The organism is Pontibacillus salicampi (assembly GCF_042434395.1).
Classification (GTDB): domain Bacteria; phylum Bacillota; class Bacilli; order Bacillales; family BH030062; genus Pontibacillus; species Pontibacillus salicampi.
This window is the reverse complement of the sequence record NZ_JBHLTP010000013.1, coordinates 436499-457259: the sequence shown is the minus strand read 5'-3', so window position 1 is coordinate 457259 and position 20761 is coordinate 436499. Positions and strand designations below refer to the sequence as shown.

The window sequence follows — 20761 nt, the reverse complement described above, 5'->3', positions numbered from 1 at the left end:
AACCCCTTCACTTGAAAGCGTTTTCATTTTGTTCAAAAGAAAGTCTGTCATCCCCTTATCTATCTGGTATTCGAGAAGTAAATATTCTCTTAATTCTTGAATATTAATCGCAAGACATTTATTAATCTCTCTTTCAGTAACAATTGCCCAATCTATTCCAATAGATTCAAAGTAATGTTTTTCTATTAATAGTTTTTCTATAGTTCTTTTATTTATCAGTACCTTAGAAGGCTTAATTGATCTACCGACTGTTTTAATTTCACCAGCCTTATTTTGAACGAAATTAAAAAGTCCAATGTTACTACTGCATTAACCTTAGTTTTGGTATCTTTAGGATGTTTAAAGCCCAATATTTCACCAATCTCCATAGTCTTCTCTCTAATATAGGAAATTGTTCTTAAATATCAACAATATTCTCTGACCATTCCGCTATATAAAAGAAATACCTCTCTAAATCAGAAAGTAAATGATATTCTCTATTGACCTTCACTCCAAATTCTCGACTTCTTCTCCCTTTAGATGCCAAGTCTCTGACTGTAATCCAGGGCTTATAAGTTTCTAATCCTCCATGGCCTCTCCCTTCATTCTTTAACTTTTCAATTTTAGACATTGTCAGTTCATAGTTAAAAAGCGCCATTTATCCTCCTCCTAATAAAAAAGCACACCTTGTTAAAATACTTAACTAAGATGTGCATAATTATACTTGATTATTTATTAGAACTTTTAACGATATCTTTGTCACTAAACAACTTTAGAAGTTAATATAAGCTGCTGGGTTTACAGCATTACTCTTAGAAGCATTCCATGGACCTTTATGCAATTCAAAGTGAAGGTGTGGTCCAGTGGAGCGTCCAGTGGATCCCATGTATCCTAGGCGTTGCCCAGCAGATACTTGCTGACCAGAGGAAACTTCACGGTTTTGCAAGTGGGCGTACACAGTAGTATAAATCTGACCATTCATGGAATGGGAGATAAACACTACGTTACCATAGCTGGAAGAGTAATAGGAACGGATAACAGTTCCGCTAGCAGCTGCATGGATAGAGGCACTTGCTGTAGTCTTCCCTACGTCTATTCCATTGTGGAACCCGCCAGAACGCATGCCATAACTTGAAGTTACAACACCGCTAACTGGGGAAACAAAGCCACTGGAAGACGTTGATTGTGATGGTGAGCTTGTTCCACCAGAGGAACCAGAGCCACCCGAAGAACTCCCGTTAGAGGAGCTTGTTGTTGCACTTCCTCCGCTATTAGAGGATTGCTGCTGCTTCTCCTCCGCACGTCTTTGTGCTGCCAGCTGCTCTTTCTTATTTTGCTTATCTTGTTCTGCACGTTGAATTTCATTTTGAATAGCCTGCTGCTGGCTTTGAAGCAATTGCTGCTCCTCTTCAATGTTTAATTTCTTATCATGCAATTCGTGTTCTTTCGATTCTAGATCAGCCATTAACTCATTCTTTAACTCGCGTTGTTCATCTAGCTTTCTCTTAAGAGCCTCAAGCTCCGCCTTTTTACTTTCCAGCTCTTTCTTTTGAGATTCTAGATTTTTCTTCTTCTCTTCTACTTCTTGTTTCTTCGTTTCTAATTCTTTTTTCTCTGCGATATGGGTTTCCATAATGTTCTTATCTTGGTCCATAATTTTCGTCACCGCATTGGCACGGTCAAGAAAATCCCCAAAACTCTTGGCACCCATCAATACTTCTAAGTAACTAACGTCACCGCCGTTTTTTTGTAAGTTCTTCAGGCGGTCCTTCAACAGCGCTTCACGCTTGGCAATACGTTCTTTCAAATCAGCAATGTCTTTTTCTAATTGCTTAATCTCTTCTTCGGTTTTCTTAATTTCTTCTTCTTTAGTGGTAATTTGGTTGTTTTTCTCTCTTATTTGACTGTTTGTATCATTTACCTGCTGATCTAATTCTTGAATTTGAGCATCAACCTCAGCCTGCTCTTCTTTATTCTCTTCAAGTTTATCTTCAGCCTCTGATTTACTGCTTTCCAGTTCACTTTCCTGATTCTTAACGGATTCCTGCTTCTCTTTCAAACTTTCAATCTCTTTTTCAATATCATTTAAGCTCTCCGCATGACTTGTTTGAACCGTAGAACTAAAAGTCAACACTAAAGCAAATGATATGGATGAAAGCGTCCCTATAACCTTCCTCATATCAACGTTTTCCCCTTCCTAGCCCTTTGTTTTTATACTTTCAAGAATTTACGTACGCTCATGACGCTTCCCCAAACTCCAATAAATGCTCCAATGGCAATAAGTAACAATGCGATTTGCCATGCGAATGGATTGAATGGGAGTAATTCAATAAATGAGATGGAAATTTTATCTCTTAGGTTGTTGTATAGATAATAGTAGCCGCCTACAACTCCGGCAATTGGAATGATTGATCCTAGAATACCTAGCAGCATGCCTTCAATGAAGAATGGCCAACGAATGAATCCGTTTGTTGCACCAACCAGCTTCATTATGCCAATCTCTTTACTTCGAGCCATGATAGTAAGTTTAATCGTGTTAGATATGAGGAATATAGCTGTAAAGACTAATCCACCAATAAGAGCAAGTCCGATATATCTTGCATACGTAGTGAAGTTCAGAAGTCTTTCCACAACGTCTTTCCCATAGTTTACTTCTTTCACATGATCAAAGTCTTTAATTTCTTCTGCTACATCAAATGTATCTAGAGGATCGCCTGTCTTAACGACAAAAGCGTCGTTGAGAGGGTTTTCCTGTTCGAAAAGCTCCCAGGCTTGTCCTTCATCACCCATGCTGTCAATCAAGCTATTGAGCTCTTTTTCCTTCGAAGAGAAAGCAACCGTAGATACTTCCGGAATATCATTTAACTTCGACTTCAAGCTGTCTACTTGTTCCTCTTCAGCTGTAACTTCCACTAACACTTTAATTTCTACATCTTTTTCAACATTGTTTGCAATTTCATTCAGGTTGAACATTACTGCAATAAAAATACCAACAAGCAATAGCGTTGTGGTAACAGCACCAACGGATGCAACGGTCATCCATCCATTACGGATAATGTTTTTACTTCCTTCGCGGATGTGTCTGCCGACTGTTCTAAATTTCATAACCGTATTCACCCCTGCTTTCGTCACGGACGATACGACCATTCTCAACGGCAATCACACGCTTCTTAATGGTGTTTACAATTTCCTTGCTATGGGTGGCCATAATAACTGTGGTACCTCTAGCATTAATTTCTTCAAAGATGCTCATGATATCCCAAGATGTGTCTGGATCAAGATTTCCTGTCGGCTCATCGGCAATCATCACTGTTGGGTGATTGACAATAGCTCGTGCAATAGAAACACGCTGCTGCTCTCCTCCAGAAAGTTCATCGGGAATATGGCGAGCTTTGTTCTTTAATTTCACAAGATCAAGCACTTCCATGACACGCTTGCGAATATTTTTGGGAGATTCTTCAATAACCTCTAAGGCAAATGCTATATTTTCATAAACTGTTAATCTTGGCAGTAATTTAAAGTCCTGATAGACAACTCCCACATTTCTTCTTAAATATGGAACTTTTCTTTCTTTTAAGGAGTTCAAATCCGTCTCATTAATGACAATAGAACCACTCGTATGCTTTTCTTCTCTGTACATTAATCCTACTAAAGTGGACTTACCAGCACCACTTGGACCAACTATGTAGACAAATTCCCCAGGATCGATGGACAAATTAACTCCCTGAAGAGCCGTGACCCCGTTTGGGTATGTCTTGTGCACGTCCTTCATCTCTATCATAAGCTAACCACCTGTACTCAATTGTTGTTTATCTATGCTGTCCAATCCTTCTTGATTTTTGTTCAATAAAAAAGGACAAAATACGACTTCCTTTGCGTCTAATTCATTATAACATCTAACTGGGATTTGTTTAGGCATAAAATTATTACATTTACATTTCAAATTTTACATAACCAGAGATGTTTTTTGCGTACTTTAGACCTGTAAAGCGGTTACTTTATTTTAATCCAATGTTAACCTTGTGTGACTATTTTCACTACAAAGACTCCTAACTGATTCCAATGTATTAAAAAACAGCCTGATTCTATTATCAGGCTGTTTTTCCTTATATTACATATTCTATTATTTCTTGTCTGCCAACCATGCGGCAACTGTATCTGCCTCTTCGCCCTCTAATTGCTTAGGTGGCATAGAGCCTTGACCATTAATAATAATTCCATCAATTTCTTCCTGATTGTATTTTGCTCCGATTTTCTTTAAATTCGGACCAACATTACCAGAGAGATCGTTCGCATGACAGCTTGCACAATTTTGCTTATACAATTTTTCTGCTGCGGCTGCATTGACAGAGCCGCCTTCGTCACCTGCTGACTCGTCAGTTGATTCATTTTCTTCTGTTTGATTTTCATCCTGATTATCAGTAGATCCATTCTCTTCATCTCCACCAGAGCCACATGCACCAAGAACTAAAGCGGAGCCAAATAATATAGCTAATAAGTACTTCCTCAAAGGTAATCCCCCTTTTCGAGATATACTGATGGTAATTCCATCAAAATTATTATATCCTACTCAAGAAGATTTAAAACCCTCTCCTAATACCTCCGCTGCGTCCATAGCAATGACAAAAGCCTTTGAATCAATCTTCTTGACGGTTTGTGTCAATTTGGTGAATTCACTCTGCTCTACCACTACCATTAATATGTTTCGCTCCTCGTCTGTATAGCCTCCAACACCGTTTAATACCGTTACCCCTCGATCAATCTCCTGCAAGACAGCAAGCTTCACCTCGTCTAATTCCCTGGAAATAATCATGACATTTTTCGAACGATTGAATCCCACTTGCACAAAATCAATGGTGCGGCTCGTGGCAAACAGACCAATTAAAGCAAACAATCCCTTTTCTACATCAAAGACAATCGCAGCACTTAATACAATTAATCCATCCACTAAAGCTATACAAAGTCCAAGCGGAATATGCGTATATTTGTGAAGGATCTGAGCCAGCAAGTCAACTCCACCCGTAGAAGCACGCCCCCGAAACACAATGCCAAGTCCTAATCCCACACCCATTCCACCGAATATAGCTGCTAGTAAAGCATTATCAGTAGCTGGATCAATAGAAGCAGTGAGCTTAACAAAAAAAGGAAGGGCGATTGTCCCGACAAGTGACTTTGCTCCAAAATTTTTACCGAGGATGAGCACCCCTGAAATAAACAGAGGAATGTTTAAAGCCCATTGAACATAAGCCGGATCCCAATCAAACAACCCTTTCGTAATCGTACTTATTCCAGCAACACCGCCAGAAGCTATTTCATTCGGTAATAGGAAAATATTAAATGCCATAGCCACAAAAGCCGACCCAATAATTACCATTATGTACTCCATCGTGTGATGCAGCCAATCCGGCATCGGCTCCCGTCGATATTTTTTCATCATCATGAGCGTCATTCTCCTTTAGCTGATGAGCAAGCACTTGCTCACTCTCTAGTCTTGTTTGTTTTGAGCATTATTATGTTGGTAGATGCAATAAAGTCCGATAAGGAGTATAGCATGCGGCTATAAGGGTGTAAACGACACTAGAATAACGCATTAATGGAGTGAAGTCTTTAGAGGGAGAGAGTGTTCAGAAGAAGAAGGGGAGGGGGAGGAAATGCGCTCTTCCGGATGGGTTATGCGCTCTTCCAGACAGGATATGCGCTCTCCAGACGGAGATATGCTCTCTTCCCGACAGGTTATGCGCTCTTCCGGCTGGGTTATGCGCTCTCCCGACTGGGATATGCGCTCTCCGACCAGGATATGCGCTCTTCCGGACGGGATATGCTCTCTCCGACCAGGTTATGCGCTCTTCCGGACGGGATATGCTCTCTCCGACCAGGTTATGCGCTCTTCCGTATAATACAAAAAACTGCCCACAATATGTGAGCAGTATGGTTTAGTCTATTTGTGAGCGTAGGAAGGCGTCGATGAAGGGTTGGATTTCTCCGTCCATGACACCGTTGACGTTGCCGATTTCTTTGTTCGTTCTGTGATCTTTCACCATGGAATATGGGTGGAAGACGTAGGAACGGATTTGGCTTCCCCAGCCAATTTCCTTTTGTTCTCCGCGAATTTCGTCTAATTCTTGTTGCTGTAGTTCAATTTCGCGTTGATACAATTTAGCTTTGAGCATTTTCATGGCTTGTTCTCGGTTTTTAATTTGGGAACGCTCTGATTGACATGTTACGACAATTTTTGTTGGAACGTGTGTGATGCGTACTGCTGAATCTGTAGTGTTGACGTGCTGTCCGCCTGCGCCACTAGCGCGGTACGTATCAATTTTTAAGTCTTCACTCCGTACTTCGATTTCAATTTCTTCATTAAACTCTGGCATAACTTCACACGAGGCAAACGATGTGTGACGTCGGCCGGATGAATCAAACGGAGAAATTCGAACGAGACGGTGAACTCCTTTTTCTGCCTTTAGATAGCCGTAGGCATTGTGACCTTGGATGTTCAAGGTAACGCTTTTCACTCCAGCTTCATCTCCTGGAAGGTAGTCCATCGTCTCCACCTTGAACCCTTTCCATTCTGCCCAGCGGGTGTACATCCGAAGCAGCATGCTTGCCCAGTCCTGCGATTCCGTTCCGCCAGCACCTGGATGAAGCTCAAGGATTGCGTTGTTTTTGTCGTATGGTTCACTTAGGAGCATTTGCAGCTCGAAATCATCTAGGTCCTGCTTCAGCTGCTTTACTTCCTCTTCCAGCTCCTGGTGAAGCTCTTCATCCTGCTCTTCCTTCACCAATTCATGGGAAACCTCTAAATTCTCGTGTGTTTCCAGCAGACGTTCCAGTGTATGAACTAGCTCCTTCAAGCCGTTGACCTCACCAATTACTTTTTGAGCCTCCTGTTGATTATCCCAAAAAGTTGGATCGGACATTTCTTCCTCTAGCTCTTGAATACGTGCTTGTTTACTGTCGAGGTCAAAGAGACCCCCTAAAGTCCGCTAATTGATTAGCCATTTTGTCTAAGTCATGTTTGATATCTACCAATTCCATGATTGCTCACCTCTCGATATTGTTTCAACACAAACGAGAACACTCTCTACCAAAAGAGAGTGTCTTCGTTGTTACTGCGCTTTATTCATGCAGCAATGCTTATACTTTTTACCGCTTCCGCACGGACATGGTTCATTCCGTCCTGTGGTTTCGGTATTCTTAACTGGTTTACGTTTCTTTTCCTTCTGATTGGTATCCTCATCACCAGAAACGGCCGTAGCTCCCTTCGCTACTTCTTGCCGTTGAAGGTTCTCCCGAATTTGCGCCTTCATTACGTATTTAGAAACTTCCTCTTCAATAGCGGCAATCATGTTCTCAAACATCGCAAAGCCTTCGAACTGATATTCACGAAGAGGGTCGTTCTGACCGTATGCGCGTAAATGGATTCCTTGACGAAGCTGGTCCATCTGGTCGATGTGATCCATCCATTTTGTATCAACAGTGCGTAGAAGAATAACCTTCTCGAACTCGCGCATCTGCTCGGACGTTAGCTCTTCTTCTTTTTGATCATAACGCTCTTTGATTTTTTCCATGATAATATCCTTCATCTCTTCCGGATCATTACCTTTTAAATCAGATGCAGTTATGTCGCCTTCTTCCAGGACATTTCCCTTTAGGTAATCAATGAGCGCGTCCAGATCCCAGTTTTCCTCTTCCTCTTCTTGCGTATGAGAGGCTACCTGACGATCAATAGTGGATTTAAGCATTTCTTCAATGATATCACGAAGATTCTCCGATTCCAGCACATCGTTACGCTGTTGATAAATGACCTCGCGCTGCTGGCGGAGCACGTCATCATAAGCGAGTAATGTTTTACGTGCGTCAAAGTTGTTACCTTCCACACGCTTCTGAGCTGATTCTACCGCACGGGACACCATTTTACTTTCGATCGGCTGATCCTCTTCCATACCGAGGCGTTCCATCATATTCAGCATATTTTCTGAGCCGAAGCGACGCATTAATTCGTCTTCCATGGATAGATAGAATTGAGAAACCCCTGGATCACCCTGACGTCCGGCACGTCCACGCAGCTGATTATCAATACGGCGTGACTCGTGACGCTCAGTACCAACAACCGCCAGACCGCCAAGCTCCTTCACTCCATCACCAAGCTTAATGTCGGTTCCACGACCGGCCATGTTGGTCGCAATGGTAATGGCCCCTTTTTGACCAGCATCTAAGATAATATCTGCTTCGCGAAAGTGGTTTTTCGCGTTCAGTATGTTATGAGGAATCTTGGCCTTTTTCAAGTATTGAGAAATTACTTCAGAGGTTTCCACCGCAACGGTACCAACTAGGACAGGCTGACCTCTTTCGTACCGCTCCTGAATATCTCTGACTAGAGCACGAAACTTACCATCAGTAGATTTGTAAATTAAATCAGCCTTGTCATCACGAGCAATGGGCTTGTTCGTTGGGATAACGACAACATCCATTGCATAGATATTACGGAACTCTTCTTCTTCCGTTTTTGCCGTACCTGTCATACCTGAGAGCTTTTCATACATGCGGAAATAGTTCTGGAATGTAATGGTTGCAAGAGTTTGGCTTTCGTTACGAATCTGTAGGCCCTCTTTCGCCTCAATCGCCTGATGTAATCCATCGCTATAGCTTCTACCCTTCATTAAACGACCTGTAAATTGGTCAACGATAACAACCTCTTCTTCCTGAACAACGTAATCTTTATCACGAATCATGGAAGTATGAGCTTTTAACGCCTGATTAATATGATGCGTCAGCGTCACATTGGAAAGGTCAAACAAGTTCTCGATTGCAAAAAAGCTCTCCGCCTTGTTAATCCCCTCTTCGGTCAGCTGAACACCCTTCGTTTTCTCATCATAGGTATAATCCTGCTCTTCCCGTAACGTTCTTACATACCGATCCGCCATGTGATACATGTTTGCTGACTTTTGAGCAGAACCTGATATGATAAGTGGCGTTCTTGCTTCATCAATAAGGACAGAGTCCACTTCATCAATAATCGCAAAGTGAAGAGGGCGCTGCACCTTTTGATCCTTATACAGCACCATGTTATCTCTTAAATAATCGAAACCATATTCATTGTTTGTACCGTACGTAATATCTGCGTCATATGCTTCTCGTTTTTCCTCTTTAGAGAGACCATTGGCATTTAAACCAACTGTAAGTCCAAGGAAGTTATACAGCTGCCCCATGTCCTCTGCGTCACGGCTGGCTAGGTAATCGTTCACCGTAATAATATGAACGCCTTTACCGGTCAATGCGTTCAAATAGGCTGGCATCGTGGAAGCAAGGGTCTTACCTTCCCCTGTTTTCATTTCTGAAATATTTCCTTCATGCAAGGCTATCGCACCGCTCAGCTGCACAGGGAATGGACGCATGCCAAGGACACGCTTGGAAGCTTCACGAACAACTGCGTAAGCCTCTGTCATCATATCGTCCAGGCTCTCCCCTTGTTGATAACGACCTTTAAACTCTTCTGTTTTCTGCTTTAATTCATCGTCTGAAAGCTGCTCGATTTGTGGCTCGAGACCTTCAATCTCATCTACGATTTTATTTATTTGTTTCAGTTTGCGAGAGTTCTCGTCTCCAAACACTTTTTTAATTAAAGCACGCATGTATAACGCTCCTCTATTTGATAGAAATCCATCTTTATTATAGATTAGTCCAAGTTTAATAATAACACTAATGGAAGCTGAATGACAACTAGAGGCCCTTGCCTGTAGGCATAGCGAAAAGAGCAGTCCGAGGGGAACTGCTCTTCTCTGTGAGGGAGTATTACGAGGTAACGCGCGAGGGAGTGGGGACTCGCATAAATAGGAGGAAATTAACTAATGAGGTGTTTATAAGGCTGCTGCTTCACTTCGCTCTCCAGTCCCACAATCCGTTCATGATTGTTAGCTACGAAGTGTATTAATTGAGTTAATAACTCCTCCTGCTTGCGAAGCTTTTGCAGCATCATTCGACAAGATTCACATTCCATCCTCTTCTCCTCCTTTCAGCATACTCTAGTTATACCACCGTTCGACAAACAAGACGAATACGGAAAAAGAGATAATGCTGCTAGAAAACGCAAAGAAAAATCTATATTAATAAAAGCAAATGGAATAAGTAGAGTAGAACCTTCACCGGTTTATATAAAAGTCAATATAACGCAAAAAAAGACCCCCATTAATGGGAGCCTTTCTATTCATTAGCTTGGTTCAATTAATCCATACTTTCCATCGCGACGGCGATACACAACGTTTGTGTTATCTGTGTCTACGTTACGGAAGACGAAAAAGCTGTGACCCAGCATATCCATTTGCAGGACTGCCTCTTCAGAATCCATCGGCTTCAAGTCAAACCGCTTATTACGGACAATTTCAATATCTTCATTATTATAAGGATCTGCACGCTTCGCATCTTCTTCCATTTGAGCGAAAACATATTTAGGTGCATTTTCTGCAGTACGGAATTTACGATTCACCTTCGTTTTGTGCTTACGAATCTGCCGCTCTAGCTTATCTACCACAAGATCAATTGCGGCATATAAGTCAACATGCTGCTCCTCAGCACGTAATAGTAAGTGTGGCATCGGAATCGTGACCTCAATCTGCTGCTCATCATTATAGACACTTAAATTGACATGTACCTCAGAAGATGGCTCTTCCTCAAAGTAACGCCCCAGCTTACCAATTTTCTTTTCCACATAATCCCTCAGGGCTTCTGTTACCTCAATATTTTCACCACGAATGTTGTACTTCATCAAAGTGTCCTCCTTTCATCCTTATGTATTCATATTCTACCACAACCACCCATAAGCTTCTATTAATATTTTGACTTTTCGGAAAATTATATGTCGGTAATTGTTGGTAGAACAAATAAGGATGGGTTGTTTAAGAAAAGTACCCTTCATTTACCTGAGTTAAACAATTATTTAACACAAAATTTAAAGTACTGTTCTTATTCTTATTGTACACCACTTCGGCAGAAAAGATAGCACAATATGCTTTACAGATTTGTGAAATTTTCGCTTAGCTATTCATTAAAAAAACACGGAGAGAGTATATCCGTGTTTAAAGTAATCATTTATTTAATTTACTATGTAAATTTTCTTGCCATGCTTGGAAATCGGGGATGATATGGTCCGAAATGAGAGTATGCTTTTGTTCGTTTGTGTATAAATCAAACCAGTTAGAAACATTCTCCACAATACCTTGAAACTCTGTTAAGTGTCCTGTGAAATCCTCCTCGTTCTGAAAGGAAACACTCAACTGACGATTACTATCATGTAATTGTTGAAAAGCAGCTACTATATCGGAGAAAATCTGTTCTGTTTCTTTATTTTCTGAGCTTTGAAGATTTGCCTTTAAATAGGAAAAACCTTCATTCATTACGCCTATTAGATCCACATATTGGATCACTAAATCATCCTGTGTTGTTGTACTGGACATATTACCTTTCACCTACTTACTTTTTTTTATCTAAGTACATCCCATCAAATCCTGAGACATTCTTGTATGGGTTTCTATACTTTTCATTGGAGGAATACTGTTTTCGAAATTGAATCATTTCATTTTTAAGAGAAGTAAAATTTTGATTTATTTTTGCATCTACTTCTTGATTCAATTGCTTTATTGTTACTAATAGAGGATCTTCTTTATTTATATCTTCTAATTGGTTTAGAAGAGTTGAACGAGCATCTAACAAAGCGTTTACTTCCTCAAACGTCTTTACTCTAGTTTGACTTGAAGTGTTATCTAGATAAGCATTCATTTTCTTTGTTATTTCATAAATGCTTATCATTACATCTCTATTAGACATTTTTTGAATTTCCATAATTTTGTTCTCTATTTACCCTAATTACTTCTTTCCATGTATCACGAAATTCTGTCGCCATCCCTAGAATTTCGTCTAATATGGCAGAATCGTTTTTTAAATTTGCTTCCATTAATCTGCGATTCATATAATCATATAATGGCATAATTTCTTCTGTGATTTTATAATTCTTGTCCATTGTCACCATTAATTCTGTGATGATGTTTTGAGTTTTTTGGATATTGATATTCTTTTGCTCGAAGTTATTATCGTCTAATCCCTTTTTAGCCATCTTTATAAATTTTATGATGCCATTATAAAGCATTAGCGTCAGTTCCCCTGGAGAGGCTGTGTGCACAGAGTTATTTTGATAGACTTCAATCCCCATAAGTTAATTACTCCTTCTTTCTAATAATTTGAAAACCCAAAGCTGGCTATTTGCTGAGACTGTGAATTCATCTTTTGTATTGCCTTTTCCATCTCAGTAAACTGGCTCCAATACCGATCCTCGATTTTATTCAAACGATTTTGGAACTCATCCATTTCATCTTGTAAATCTACTATATTTTCCCCAATTGTATAGGATTCAGGACCACTTGACACATTACCAGCTTTTCTTTCAATTGCATCTGTAGTTGAATTGACTGTATCTCTTAATTTATCTGTTAGGCCCTTAACATTTCCTTCCCCTGTAAACAACTTTTGCACAGATGCGGGGTCTTCCGTTAAAGCCTCTCTTAGCTTTTCCTCATCTATTTCCAGCTTACCACCATCTCGGAAATTCTTAGAGGTAGTAATTCCTATGTCCGCTATTAAATCGAACTTACCTGACGTGTTGACTTGAGAATACCATTGAGTACGCATATTAGATAAACCATTCTGAATTACAGAATCACTATAAAGAAGACCTTTCTTAGCTTGCTCTTCCCATAATTCTATTTGCTTTTCTTCCATACCCTCTTTTTCTTTTTCCGTTAGTGGAGAATAATCTCTATTCTTACGCTGGGCCACTTGTTCATTAAGATCCTCTACAATTTTATTATAGCTTTCCACGTAGTCCTTAACATTTTGTAAAGCAGTATCTACATCACTAGATACATCAATTGTAGTGGAGCCAGTCGATTGAAAATTGAACGTAACCCCGTTCAAGGTGTATGAATTATCGTTCGATGTAATGTCCAATGCACCATTATTATAGCTGAACTTGGCGTCATTCCCACCAGTTTCTGTGGTTAACCCTAAAGTGTCTGTTAGGAATGCACTATTTGATCCACTAAACTCAATTTCATTCCCAGATGTATTAAAATTACCTGTTTCTGTCCGCTCTATCATAATTTTATCCGAAGATTTCTCGTAGAATGCTCTTAACCCGAGATCCGCATCGTTTATTTCCTTCATTATATCGTTTAGAGACTTATCATTTGTAACTTCAAACTCTACAGATTTCTCTCCATCTTTACCATACGTTTTAATCGTAAACTTACCCTCACTGAACGGCGTTTTGAACGATTGATCACTTAACTTGCCAGAAGCATCTATTTTGTTTCCAGCTTGGGAAATGGAGTTATCACTAACTTTATAGGCTGCATCTGCTAATTGAGTGACATTGATATTATATTTACCATTACCGGCACCACTAGATGCGGTCGCAGTGGCTACATTTTCATTTGTAGAGGATGTCAACTTACTGTTGTAGCTGCTCGCATAATTCATTTCAAGGCTTTTCGTTTTAAAATCTAACAGCTGCTTGTTTACGTCTCGATACGCATCCCTCTGCCACGTGAGCCACGTCTTATCTCTTTCCATTTTGTTAAGTGGAATACGTTCAGCATTCATCAATTGTGTAACAATTTCATCCGTATTCATACCAGAAGCTAGTCCGCCAACTCTCATAAGGTCTGCCATGCTTCGTTCAACTCCCTATATTTTATGATCTACAATTAATCCTAACGATTCCGCTACAAATGCATAAATGTCTAGGAGCTTTTTAGGAGGCACCTCTTGAATTACCTCTTCTGTTTCTGCATCCACAATGGAAACGTAGAGCTCATTTAATTTTTCGTGTAGTTTGTAACGTATAGAGGTTTGTGTTTCGTTCAAGCCTTCATTTAGTTTGGATAATACATTCTCGATTTCCATTTTTGTCGGTGCTTTTTCTAGTTTTGCTATTAATGAATGTACATCATTTTCCTTTCTTCTAATCATCACCTGGCTTTGTGTGCTATTTTCCTGTAGTCTGAATTGCTGCAGGTGTTGAGTACTGCTGTTTATTTCCCCAATCACCACAATTTCAACTCCCTTACGTTCATCTAATAATAGTATCGGCCTCCTGTACATATATTTTTAGATTGAAACAAAAAATGACGAAAATATCCTAATAGATATTACTTCGTCACAAAAGAAACCTGTACTAGTTTTATTAAAATGCATCAACCAATTCGCAATTTATTCCAAATTTTGAAATGTACCAATTCACAGTGTTTTGTAGACCGTCATCAAACTCTTTAGTAGGAGTCCAGCCCAATTCTCTTTTTATCTTTGTGGAATCAATAGCATACCTCATATCGTGGCCAAGTCGATCCTCTACGTAGCTAATTAATGAATTAGGTTTGTCTAGTAAATATAATATTCTTTTTACCACTTCAATGTTAGTAAGCTCATTATCTGCACCAATGTTATACACTTCTCCGCTTCTTCCGTTATGTATAACGACATCAATAGCAGAACAGTGATCCTCCACATAAATCCAATCTCTCACATTAATTCCCCTACCATATACAGGCAGGTATTGATCTTTAAGTGCATTAACAATCATGAGAGGTATTAACTTTTCCTTGTGCTGGAAGGGCCCATAATTATTAGAGCACCTTGTTATACATACAGGTAAGCCATATGTCTCGTAGTAAGAACGTACAAAATGATCTGCGCTAGCTTTACTAGCACTATATGGACTATTAGGCTTTAGGGGGCTTTCTTCTGTAAAATATCCTGTCTTTCCTAAGGAGCCATATACTTCATCAGTGGATATCTGCACGAACTTAGTAATCTTGTATTCCAACGCAGCATCCAGTAAAGTTTGAGTACCCTGAACATTCGTTTTAACGAAAATACTAGGGTCCACAATACTTCTATCTACATGAGACTCCGCTGCAAAATTTACGACAACATCAAATGATTCCTGTTTAAAAAGATTAAATATAAATTCTCTATCAGTTATATCTCCTCTTACAAACTTGTATTGATGACAGTCCTCTAAGTTACGTAGGTTTTCTATATTCCCCGCGTATGTTAAGGCATCCAGGTTGACAATATGATAAGAAGGATACTGTTCCATAATATACTTAATGAAGTTACTTCCAATGAAGCCCAGCCCGCCGGTAACTAAAAGTTTAATTGTCCTCATCCCTTCTTGTCTGGTTAAACAGCTTTATGAAATAGGATTCACTGCTCTTATTTCTTCATGTATAATTTCAACGATAATGTTAGCTATAAATTCCACATCTTCTGTATTTATATCGGTATGTAAAGGTAAACATAAAATACGCTTGGAAATATCCTCTGAAATCGGACAAATAGTTTTATGTGATAGATAGTCTATCTTATTAAGAGAAGGATAAAAATAGCGCTTTGTTTCTATCCCTTTCCTATACAGGTGGTTCTGCACATCTAACAATACGTTCTCATCACTCAGAATAATAGGGTAATAACTATAGTTATACTCTACATTTGCTGGTATTGCTGGCCTTATTATAGATTCATATTTATTGAATGTAGAATCATATGCATGTGAGAGCATTTTTCTATAGGTAATAACTTCATCCACATAATTTAAATTGCACAAACCCATAGCTGCATGAAACTCAGAGTTTTTAGCATTAATTCCAGGCATTACATGCTCCCCTTCTATCATACCGAACTGTCTCAATGCATAGAGCTCTTTCTGAAAGGAGGTATTATTACAAGAAACGCCACCCCCCTCAATGGTATGGAACAACTTCGTCGAATGAAAGCTTATGGTTGATATATCTCCATACTGTAATAACGACTGCTCGTTGTATGTTACTCCAAAAGCGTGTGCTGCATCGTAAATAACTTTCAAGCTGTACTTCACCGCAATTCTTTCAATCGCTTCTACGTTACAAGGGATACCGAACACGTGCGTAGCTAATATTGCCTCTGTATCCTCCGTTATGGAATCTTCAATTTTCTTCTCATCGATGCAAAGCGTCTCGGGTTTAATATCCACAAAAACAGGATCACATTTCTGCCACAGTATAGAGGTAGTAGTAGCTATAAAAGAGAAAGGAGTAGTAATAACCTTTTTCGATATTCCCAGAGCATTTATAGCTAACTGCATTGCAACCGTACCATTACTTACAAATAAACAGGCTGGTACTCCTAAGTAGTTTCTCAGCTGAGTCTCAAGTGTTGTTACATAATCTCCATTGTTTGTTAACCATTTCGTCTCCCAGAGTTTGGAAATATACTCATTGTATTCCTCTTTAGGTGGTAGAAAGGGTTGACTAACTTTTATCATTTTTACATGCCTTCCTTTACTGCTATGTATTAAACATGTACTAAATCATTTGAAATATCCATTAAATACTGGCCATATTCCGTATTTCCTAAGTTTTTGGCCAATTTCACTAATTCTTCTCGAGAAATATACCCTTTCCTATAAGCAATCTCTTCAATACAGGCTATATATAATCCCTGCCTTTTTTGTATTGCTTCCACAAAGCTAGCCGCATCAAGTAAAGATTTATGTGTTCCGGCATCAAACCACGCTAGACCTCTCCCCATAATCTTTACCTCTAGTTCATTCCGCCTCATATATTCTTCTATTATAGAGGTGATTTCTAGTTCACCTCTTTCTGAAGGCTCCACGTTCTTGGAGATTTCCACTACGCTATGATCAAAGAAATATAACCCAGGAACAGCATAAGAAGATTTTGGATTTTCAGGTTTTTCTTCTATAGAGATAGGTTTGTTATCTACTCCCACTTCTACCACTCCATAGGACTTTGGTTCGCTCACCTGACAACCAAATATAACAGCACCTTCCTCTAATTGAGATTTCCTCATTAAAATATTACCGAAATTTGATCCATAGAAAATATTGTCACCTAAAATCAACGCTACCGTGGATTTACCGATGAATTCCTCTCCAATGACGAAAGCATCTGCAAGCCCTTTTGGTTCTTCTTGAACTTCATACTCGAAATTCATCCCAATATGACTTCCATCACCAAACAAATTTTTAAAATGTTCAATGTCAAGAGGAGTAGAAATTATCAGGACCTCTCTGATCCCACTTAACATTAGGACTGATAGAGGATAATAAATCATAGGTTTATCATACACCGGTAATAATTGCTTTGAAATAGACTTGGTTACAGGATACAAGCGAGTACCCTTTCCTCCAGCTAGAATAATACCTTTCATATTAACTTCCTCCAATTAGAAATACATACAGTTATTTACACATCAGACAGAAAGATATTTATTTAATTATTTTTTCATAGAATACTTTTTTAGCTTCTTTGTTCTGATTCACACCAGCGTTATTCGAACTACTATCGTATTTGTCTTCTAGAGTATGTTCAAACCCTTCTAATGAAAATTCCTCTAATTCATTTAAGTTGTGTGTTAGCTCATATTGCAATACCTTCATTTCTGGATAACATATCTTTTCAATACATTTTATTTCAGTTGAGGTTAGCTCAGCTTTATATTTCTCCCTATTATCCTTCATCACACCAACAGATAGGTTACTCCATGCTTCATTATTATTAGCATTTAATGTAGTTAATTTATCTTGGTAAAAATTATTCATTTCCTCGTGATAGGGCATATTGAAAAAATTACAAACTTTAATTAACGTCTCTTCTGTTTGGGATATTAAATCCTCATATTTTATTAACAATGCTTTACCCTGCAAAAATGAAAAATCTTTTAAGAATTGAACCTGATCCTTTTTCCATTGCCTAGCAGCTTTGACAACATTTCCTTTGTGAATTTGACTGTTTTTCCATGATAAAGCCATGTCACGAGGGTCTCTAACCTGATACAAGTACTTGGCATTTGGAAAATGTATCAACAAAAAACTCATTACCTCATAAAGCTGATTTTCTTTCACAAAAACGTGTGACTTATGATGAGCCTTTGCTTCTTCCATAAAAATACGTTCAAGCAGAGTTGAAAGATCACCATTTGGTGCTAAGCTCATTAAACTTTCATAGGTAAAGCTAGTTTCCCAGAAGGAAAAGTTCACATTTATTAAATGGTTGATATCCACAACTAACTGCTCCCAATTTTCCTTTAGGTCTCCATATCTAAATGCATTCCGCACTACTGGATTTATTATATGCTTGGTAGATGGGCCACACATTTCAGGATGAGCGTTTATCATTTTAGTAATTAAATTACTACCCGATCGCTCTGAACACATTAAAAAGGTTATAGACACTATCCCACCCCCCCTATTATTTCCAGAATCTTTCAATGTCTGTTCCTTTTATATCCTTGTAGATGTAATTCTGGACAGCTTCCGGCAATTCACTTTGCCAATCCGAAATGTTCTTGTTCCCTTTATACACACTGTAAGCATCCTCTTGATATGAGGATGTAGACGATTTTATAAATTTCAAAGTTTGATTACTTATATCTAGTCCACAAAAATGGTACACATCTTCAATTGTTTTTAATGGATCACGAACTAAATCCTCATATTGAATAATACGGATAGAATCTTTAAAATTACTTTCCATATATAAAAATAATTTTGCTAATTCCTTCCACCGATGATATCCATAATATTCTTCAGGCTTAAATTGATTTTTAGCCGGGGCGAATAACCATTCGTTTTCAAAATCCCAATGTGGTAAAAATTCACGAGGAGCTTTCCTCCACGAGTTTAGTACACCACATGGATTCCTAACGATAGCAACTATTTTCAACTTCTTTTCCATAGAAGTTAGGTATGGTATTAGATAATGATATCTAACCATTTTCAATACTAAAAATTCTGGTTCTATTAACTTCCTTTGAAAAATGGGATATTTACCTGAGGATTTCTTATCGAGTTGATCCAAAAAATCATCTTCAAAGTGGTATAAAGAATCATAGAAATGCTTTATATCTTGATAGTTACTATTTAGAGAAAGAAAATCCTTAAATGCATAGGAAAAGAGTGGTTGAAATTTATACATAACATTTGGGGAGCTATCGAAAAGCTGACCTAACCAGGAGGTTCCTGACCTAGGAGCACCGTGTATTGATATAATTCTTTTATAATTTGACACTGCAATTTCTCCTGCACATTGTTTAGTATATATTGCATCTATTTTATTAAATGATAGCAATCTAATAATTGTTTAATTTTATTTTTATTATTTAACATAAGTACATCAATAATAGACAAATTTGGAATAAAATTATTGTTAAACTGCTTATATTCCATTCTTGTCGGTTCTAAAAACATGAGATCTATATTTTGCTCCCTAAAAGAGTGGGATGAATATAAATCTCTTCCGCCTATTGCATTTACATATTTACTTGCACCAAGTCGATTACATATTTCTAAGATATGCTCTTGTCCTGCTACACTCTCTTTCTTATCTAATGAAGAAGACATTATAATTTCAGTTTGAATATCGAGGTAATTATTTATTAATAAAATGCTCTTTCTAATTGCTTCGCTCACATTATTATCTACATTTATATTTAATGCCTCTTGCACTATACTGTACACAACATTATAATTTTCTGTTTTTTTGTAATTAGCATGCAGTGTTTTTAAAAAGTCATCTTTTTCATGTGGAAATCTTTCTGAAAAAAACGTTTGATTAATTTTGTTATGTTGAGAAGCTTTTTTTATACTAAAGGTAAATAAATGTTCTCTTCCATTAACAAGAATTCGGTTGCGATTAATCCACCCTCTTTTTATATATTGCACATCATCAAATAAAACGAATGTATCTACTGCATTAATTAATTGAAAGTATCCTATGTAAGGAAAAAGGTAAGGCTGCATTATTCCTAATTTCATCAATACTACCTCTCTTACATGAGTAAATTATTTTTGCGAATTTAAAGGTGCTTTATTCTTTCTAAGTAGTCTTTTATAGATGACATGATTACTCTTTTTCTATTATTTTTAGCATCATTTATAAATGATTGATATACACCTTTCGTAAAGCTATTAAATTCATTCAATATCCACATATCTTTTTCCAGGTTTTTTATAGACTTATATGTTTGGTCCTCACCTGATAATGTTCTTTGTGTCCAAGATCCTGCTACACCTGTTTTGTACACAGACATCAACTCATTTAAATAATATACGTCTCCTCTACTAGCAAGAATCATAATTAGAGGGTAATCCCCTACATGCGCATTGTAATAAAAATTTGGTAAATTCTCCAAAGCCTCTTTTTTATATAAAAGGGAACATGTAGGAAACATTACTGCACCGTGAGTAATAATATGCTGCATCTGTACAAACGTACTTTGATTATATGGATTAACTACATCACCTGTCGGAACTTTTTGAGCGTTTGTTATGGTAGCTCCATGAGCACACAATGTACAATTTGGATTCTTCCTCATAACATCTACTTGTTTCTGCAACTTATATGGATCTGTCCAGAAGTCATCTCCCTCACATTTGGCGATGTAAGTACCTTCAGATATGTTAAGTAAATTTAACGAATTTCTCCTTCCTCCTTTATTTGTCTCAGAAATAATTAACTTAATTCGGTCTGGATGTTTATCTTGATAGGATCTAATAACTTTTAACGTATTATCAGTACTACAATCTTCTCCGATTAGTATCTCGTAATCAAAATCCGTTTTCTGCATTAGAAAACCTTCAAGAGCATCTCCTATATGTTCCTCATGATTATACGTAGTACAATTAATACTTACTAATACACTCATTGATGTCCATCCTTTTAAGAAATATTTA

At 38.1% G+C, this 20761-nt stretch carries 22 protein-coding genes and 1 pseudogene; all 23 read right to left on the bottom strand.

Annotated elements, in window-relative coordinates; genetic code table 11:
* Positions 1-144: 144 nt before the first annotated feature.
* A pseudogene (locus ACFFGV_RS17705) lies at positions 145-297 on the bottom strand (TnsA endonuclease N-terminal domain-containing protein); the annotation flags it as partial.
* Between the two features lie 100 nt (positions 298-397).
* On the bottom strand, positions 398-637 hold the full coding sequence (locus ACFFGV_RS17700; RefSeq protein WP_377350705.1) for a PDDEXK family nuclease: 240 nt from the start codon (positions 635-637) through the stop codon (positions 398-400).
* 114 nt (positions 638-751) lie between these two features.
* Positions 752-2158, bottom strand: coding sequence for a murein hydrolase activator EnvC family protein (locus ACFFGV_RS17695; RefSeq protein ID WP_377350703.1), 1407 nt, complete (start codon positions 2156-2158; stop codon positions 752-754).
* Between the two features lie 32 nt (positions 2159-2190).
* Complete coding sequence (gene ftsX / locus ACFFGV_RS17690; RefSeq protein ID WP_377350701.1) at positions 2191-3084, bottom strand: permease-like cell division protein FtsX; 894 nt, start codon at positions 3082-3084, stop codon at positions 2191-2193.
* A complete protein-coding gene (ftsE, locus tag ACFFGV_RS17685) occupies positions 3074-3760 on the bottom strand; it encodes a cell division ATP-binding protein FtsE (protein ID WP_377350699.1) in 687 nt (228 codons plus the stop codon). The genes ftsX and ftsE overlap by 11 nt, the downstream gene beginning before the upstream one ends.
* 342 nt (positions 3761-4102) lie before the next feature.
* Entirely contained in the window at positions 4103-4489 is a 387-nt protein-coding gene (gene cccB / locus ACFFGV_RS17680) for a cytochrome c551 (RefSeq protein ID WP_377350697.1), read from the bottom strand.
* Between the two features lie 60 nt (positions 4490-4549).
* Complete coding sequence (locus ACFFGV_RS17675) at positions 4550-5413, bottom strand: YitT family protein (protein ID WP_377351118.1); 864 nt, start codon at positions 5411-5413, stop codon at positions 4550-4552.
* A 499-nt stretch (positions 5414-5912) separates the two neighbouring features.
* Positions 5913-7014 (bottom strand): peptide chain release factor 2 gene (prfB, locus tag ACFFGV_RS17670; RefSeq protein WP_377350695.1). Its coding sequence is split into 2 segments (ribosomal slippage): positions 5913-6941 and positions 6943-7014, totalling 1101 coding nucleotides; the frame shifts between segments, so codons are not numbered across the junction.
* A gap of 71 nt (positions 7015-7085) precedes the next feature.
* Positions 7086-9611, bottom strand: coding sequence for a preprotein translocase subunit SecA (gene secA / locus ACFFGV_RS17665; protein ID WP_377350693.1), 2526 nt, complete (start codon positions 9609-9611; stop codon positions 7086-7088).
* A gap of 209 nt (positions 9612-9820) precedes the next feature.
* A complete protein-coding gene (locus ACFFGV_RS17660) occupies positions 9821-9976 on the bottom strand; it encodes a hypothetical protein (protein ID WP_377350691.1) in 156 nt (51 codons plus the stop codon).
* 210 nt (positions 9977-10186) lie between these two features.
* Complete coding sequence (gene hpf, locus ACFFGV_RS17655) at positions 10187-10741, bottom strand: ribosome hibernation-promoting factor, HPF/YfiA family (RefSeq protein WP_377350689.1); 555 nt, start codon at positions 10739-10741, stop codon at positions 10187-10189.
* Between the two features lie 319 nt (positions 10742-11060).
* Positions 11061-11429: a DUF8042 domain-containing protein gene (locus ACFFGV_RS17650; protein ID WP_377350687.1), complete on the bottom strand. Its 369-nt coding sequence runs from the start codon at positions 11427-11429 to the stop codon at positions 11061-11063.
* 16 nt (positions 11430-11445) lie between these two features.
* Positions 11446-11814 carry a flagellar protein FliT gene (fliT, locus tag ACFFGV_RS17645; RefSeq protein WP_377350685.1) on the bottom strand — a complete coding sequence of 123 codons (369 nt, stop codon included), beginning with the start codon at positions 11812-11814 and terminating at the stop codon, positions 11446-11448.
* On the bottom strand, positions 11792-12181 hold the full coding sequence (gene fliS / locus ACFFGV_RS17640) for a flagellar export chaperone FliS (RefSeq protein ID WP_377350683.1): 390 nt from the start codon (positions 12179-12181) through the stop codon (positions 11792-11794). The genes fliT and fliS overlap by 23 nt, the downstream gene beginning before the upstream one ends.
* Positions 12182-12201: 20 nt before the next feature.
* Positions 12202-13698 carry a flagellar hook-associated protein 2 gene (locus ACFFGV_RS17635; protein WP_377350681.1) on the bottom strand — a complete coding sequence of 499 codons (1497 nt, stop codon included), beginning with the start codon at positions 13696-13698 and terminating at the stop codon, positions 12202-12204.
* 15 nt (positions 13699-13713) lie between these two features.
* Positions 13714-14079: a flagellar protein FlaG gene (flaG, locus tag ACFFGV_RS17630; protein ID WP_377350679.1), complete on the bottom strand. Its 366-nt coding sequence runs from the start codon at positions 14077-14079 to the stop codon at positions 13714-13716.
* A 133-nt stretch (positions 14080-14212) separates the two neighbouring features.
* Positions 14213-15187: a dTDP-glucose 4,6-dehydratase gene (gene rfbB / locus ACFFGV_RS17625; protein ID WP_377351115.1), complete on the bottom strand. Its 975-nt coding sequence runs from the start codon at positions 15185-15187 to the stop codon at positions 14213-14215.
* A 33-nt stretch (positions 15188-15220) separates the two neighbouring features.
* On the bottom strand, positions 15221-16330 hold the full coding sequence (locus tag ACFFGV_RS17620) for a DegT/DnrJ/EryC1/StrS family aminotransferase (protein WP_377350677.1): 1110 nt from the start codon (positions 16328-16330) through the stop codon (positions 15221-15223).
* 29 nt (positions 16331-16359) lie between these two features.
* On the bottom strand, positions 16360-17238 hold the full coding sequence (gene rfbA, locus ACFFGV_RS17615; RefSeq protein ID WP_377350674.1) for a glucose-1-phosphate thymidylyltransferase RfbA: 879 nt from the start codon (positions 17236-17238) through the stop codon (positions 16360-16362).
* A 58-nt stretch (positions 17239-17296) separates the two neighbouring features.
* Entirely contained in the window at positions 17297-18262 is a 966-nt protein-coding gene (locus ACFFGV_RS17610; RefSeq protein ID WP_377350671.1) for a sulfotransferase family protein, read from the bottom strand.
* Between the two features lie 16 nt (positions 18263-18278).
* Positions 18279-19097, bottom strand: a complete 819-nt coding sequence (locus ACFFGV_RS17605) for a sulfotransferase family protein (protein ID WP_377350668.1) — start codon at positions 19095-19097, stop codon at positions 18279-18281.
* Positions 19098-19135: 38 nt separating this feature from the next.
* The gene (locus tag ACFFGV_RS17600; RefSeq protein WP_377350666.1) at positions 19136-19843 is read right to left on the bottom strand and encodes a WbqC family protein; all 708 of its coding nucleotides are present in this window, start codon (positions 19841-19843) and stop codon (positions 19136-19138) included.
* Positions 19844-19884: 41 nt separating this feature from the next.
* On the bottom strand, positions 19885-20733 hold the full coding sequence (locus ACFFGV_RS17595) for a glycosyltransferase family 2 protein (RefSeq protein WP_377350664.1): 849 nt from the start codon (positions 20731-20733) through the stop codon (positions 19885-19887).
* Positions 20734-20761: the final 28 nt, after the last annotated feature.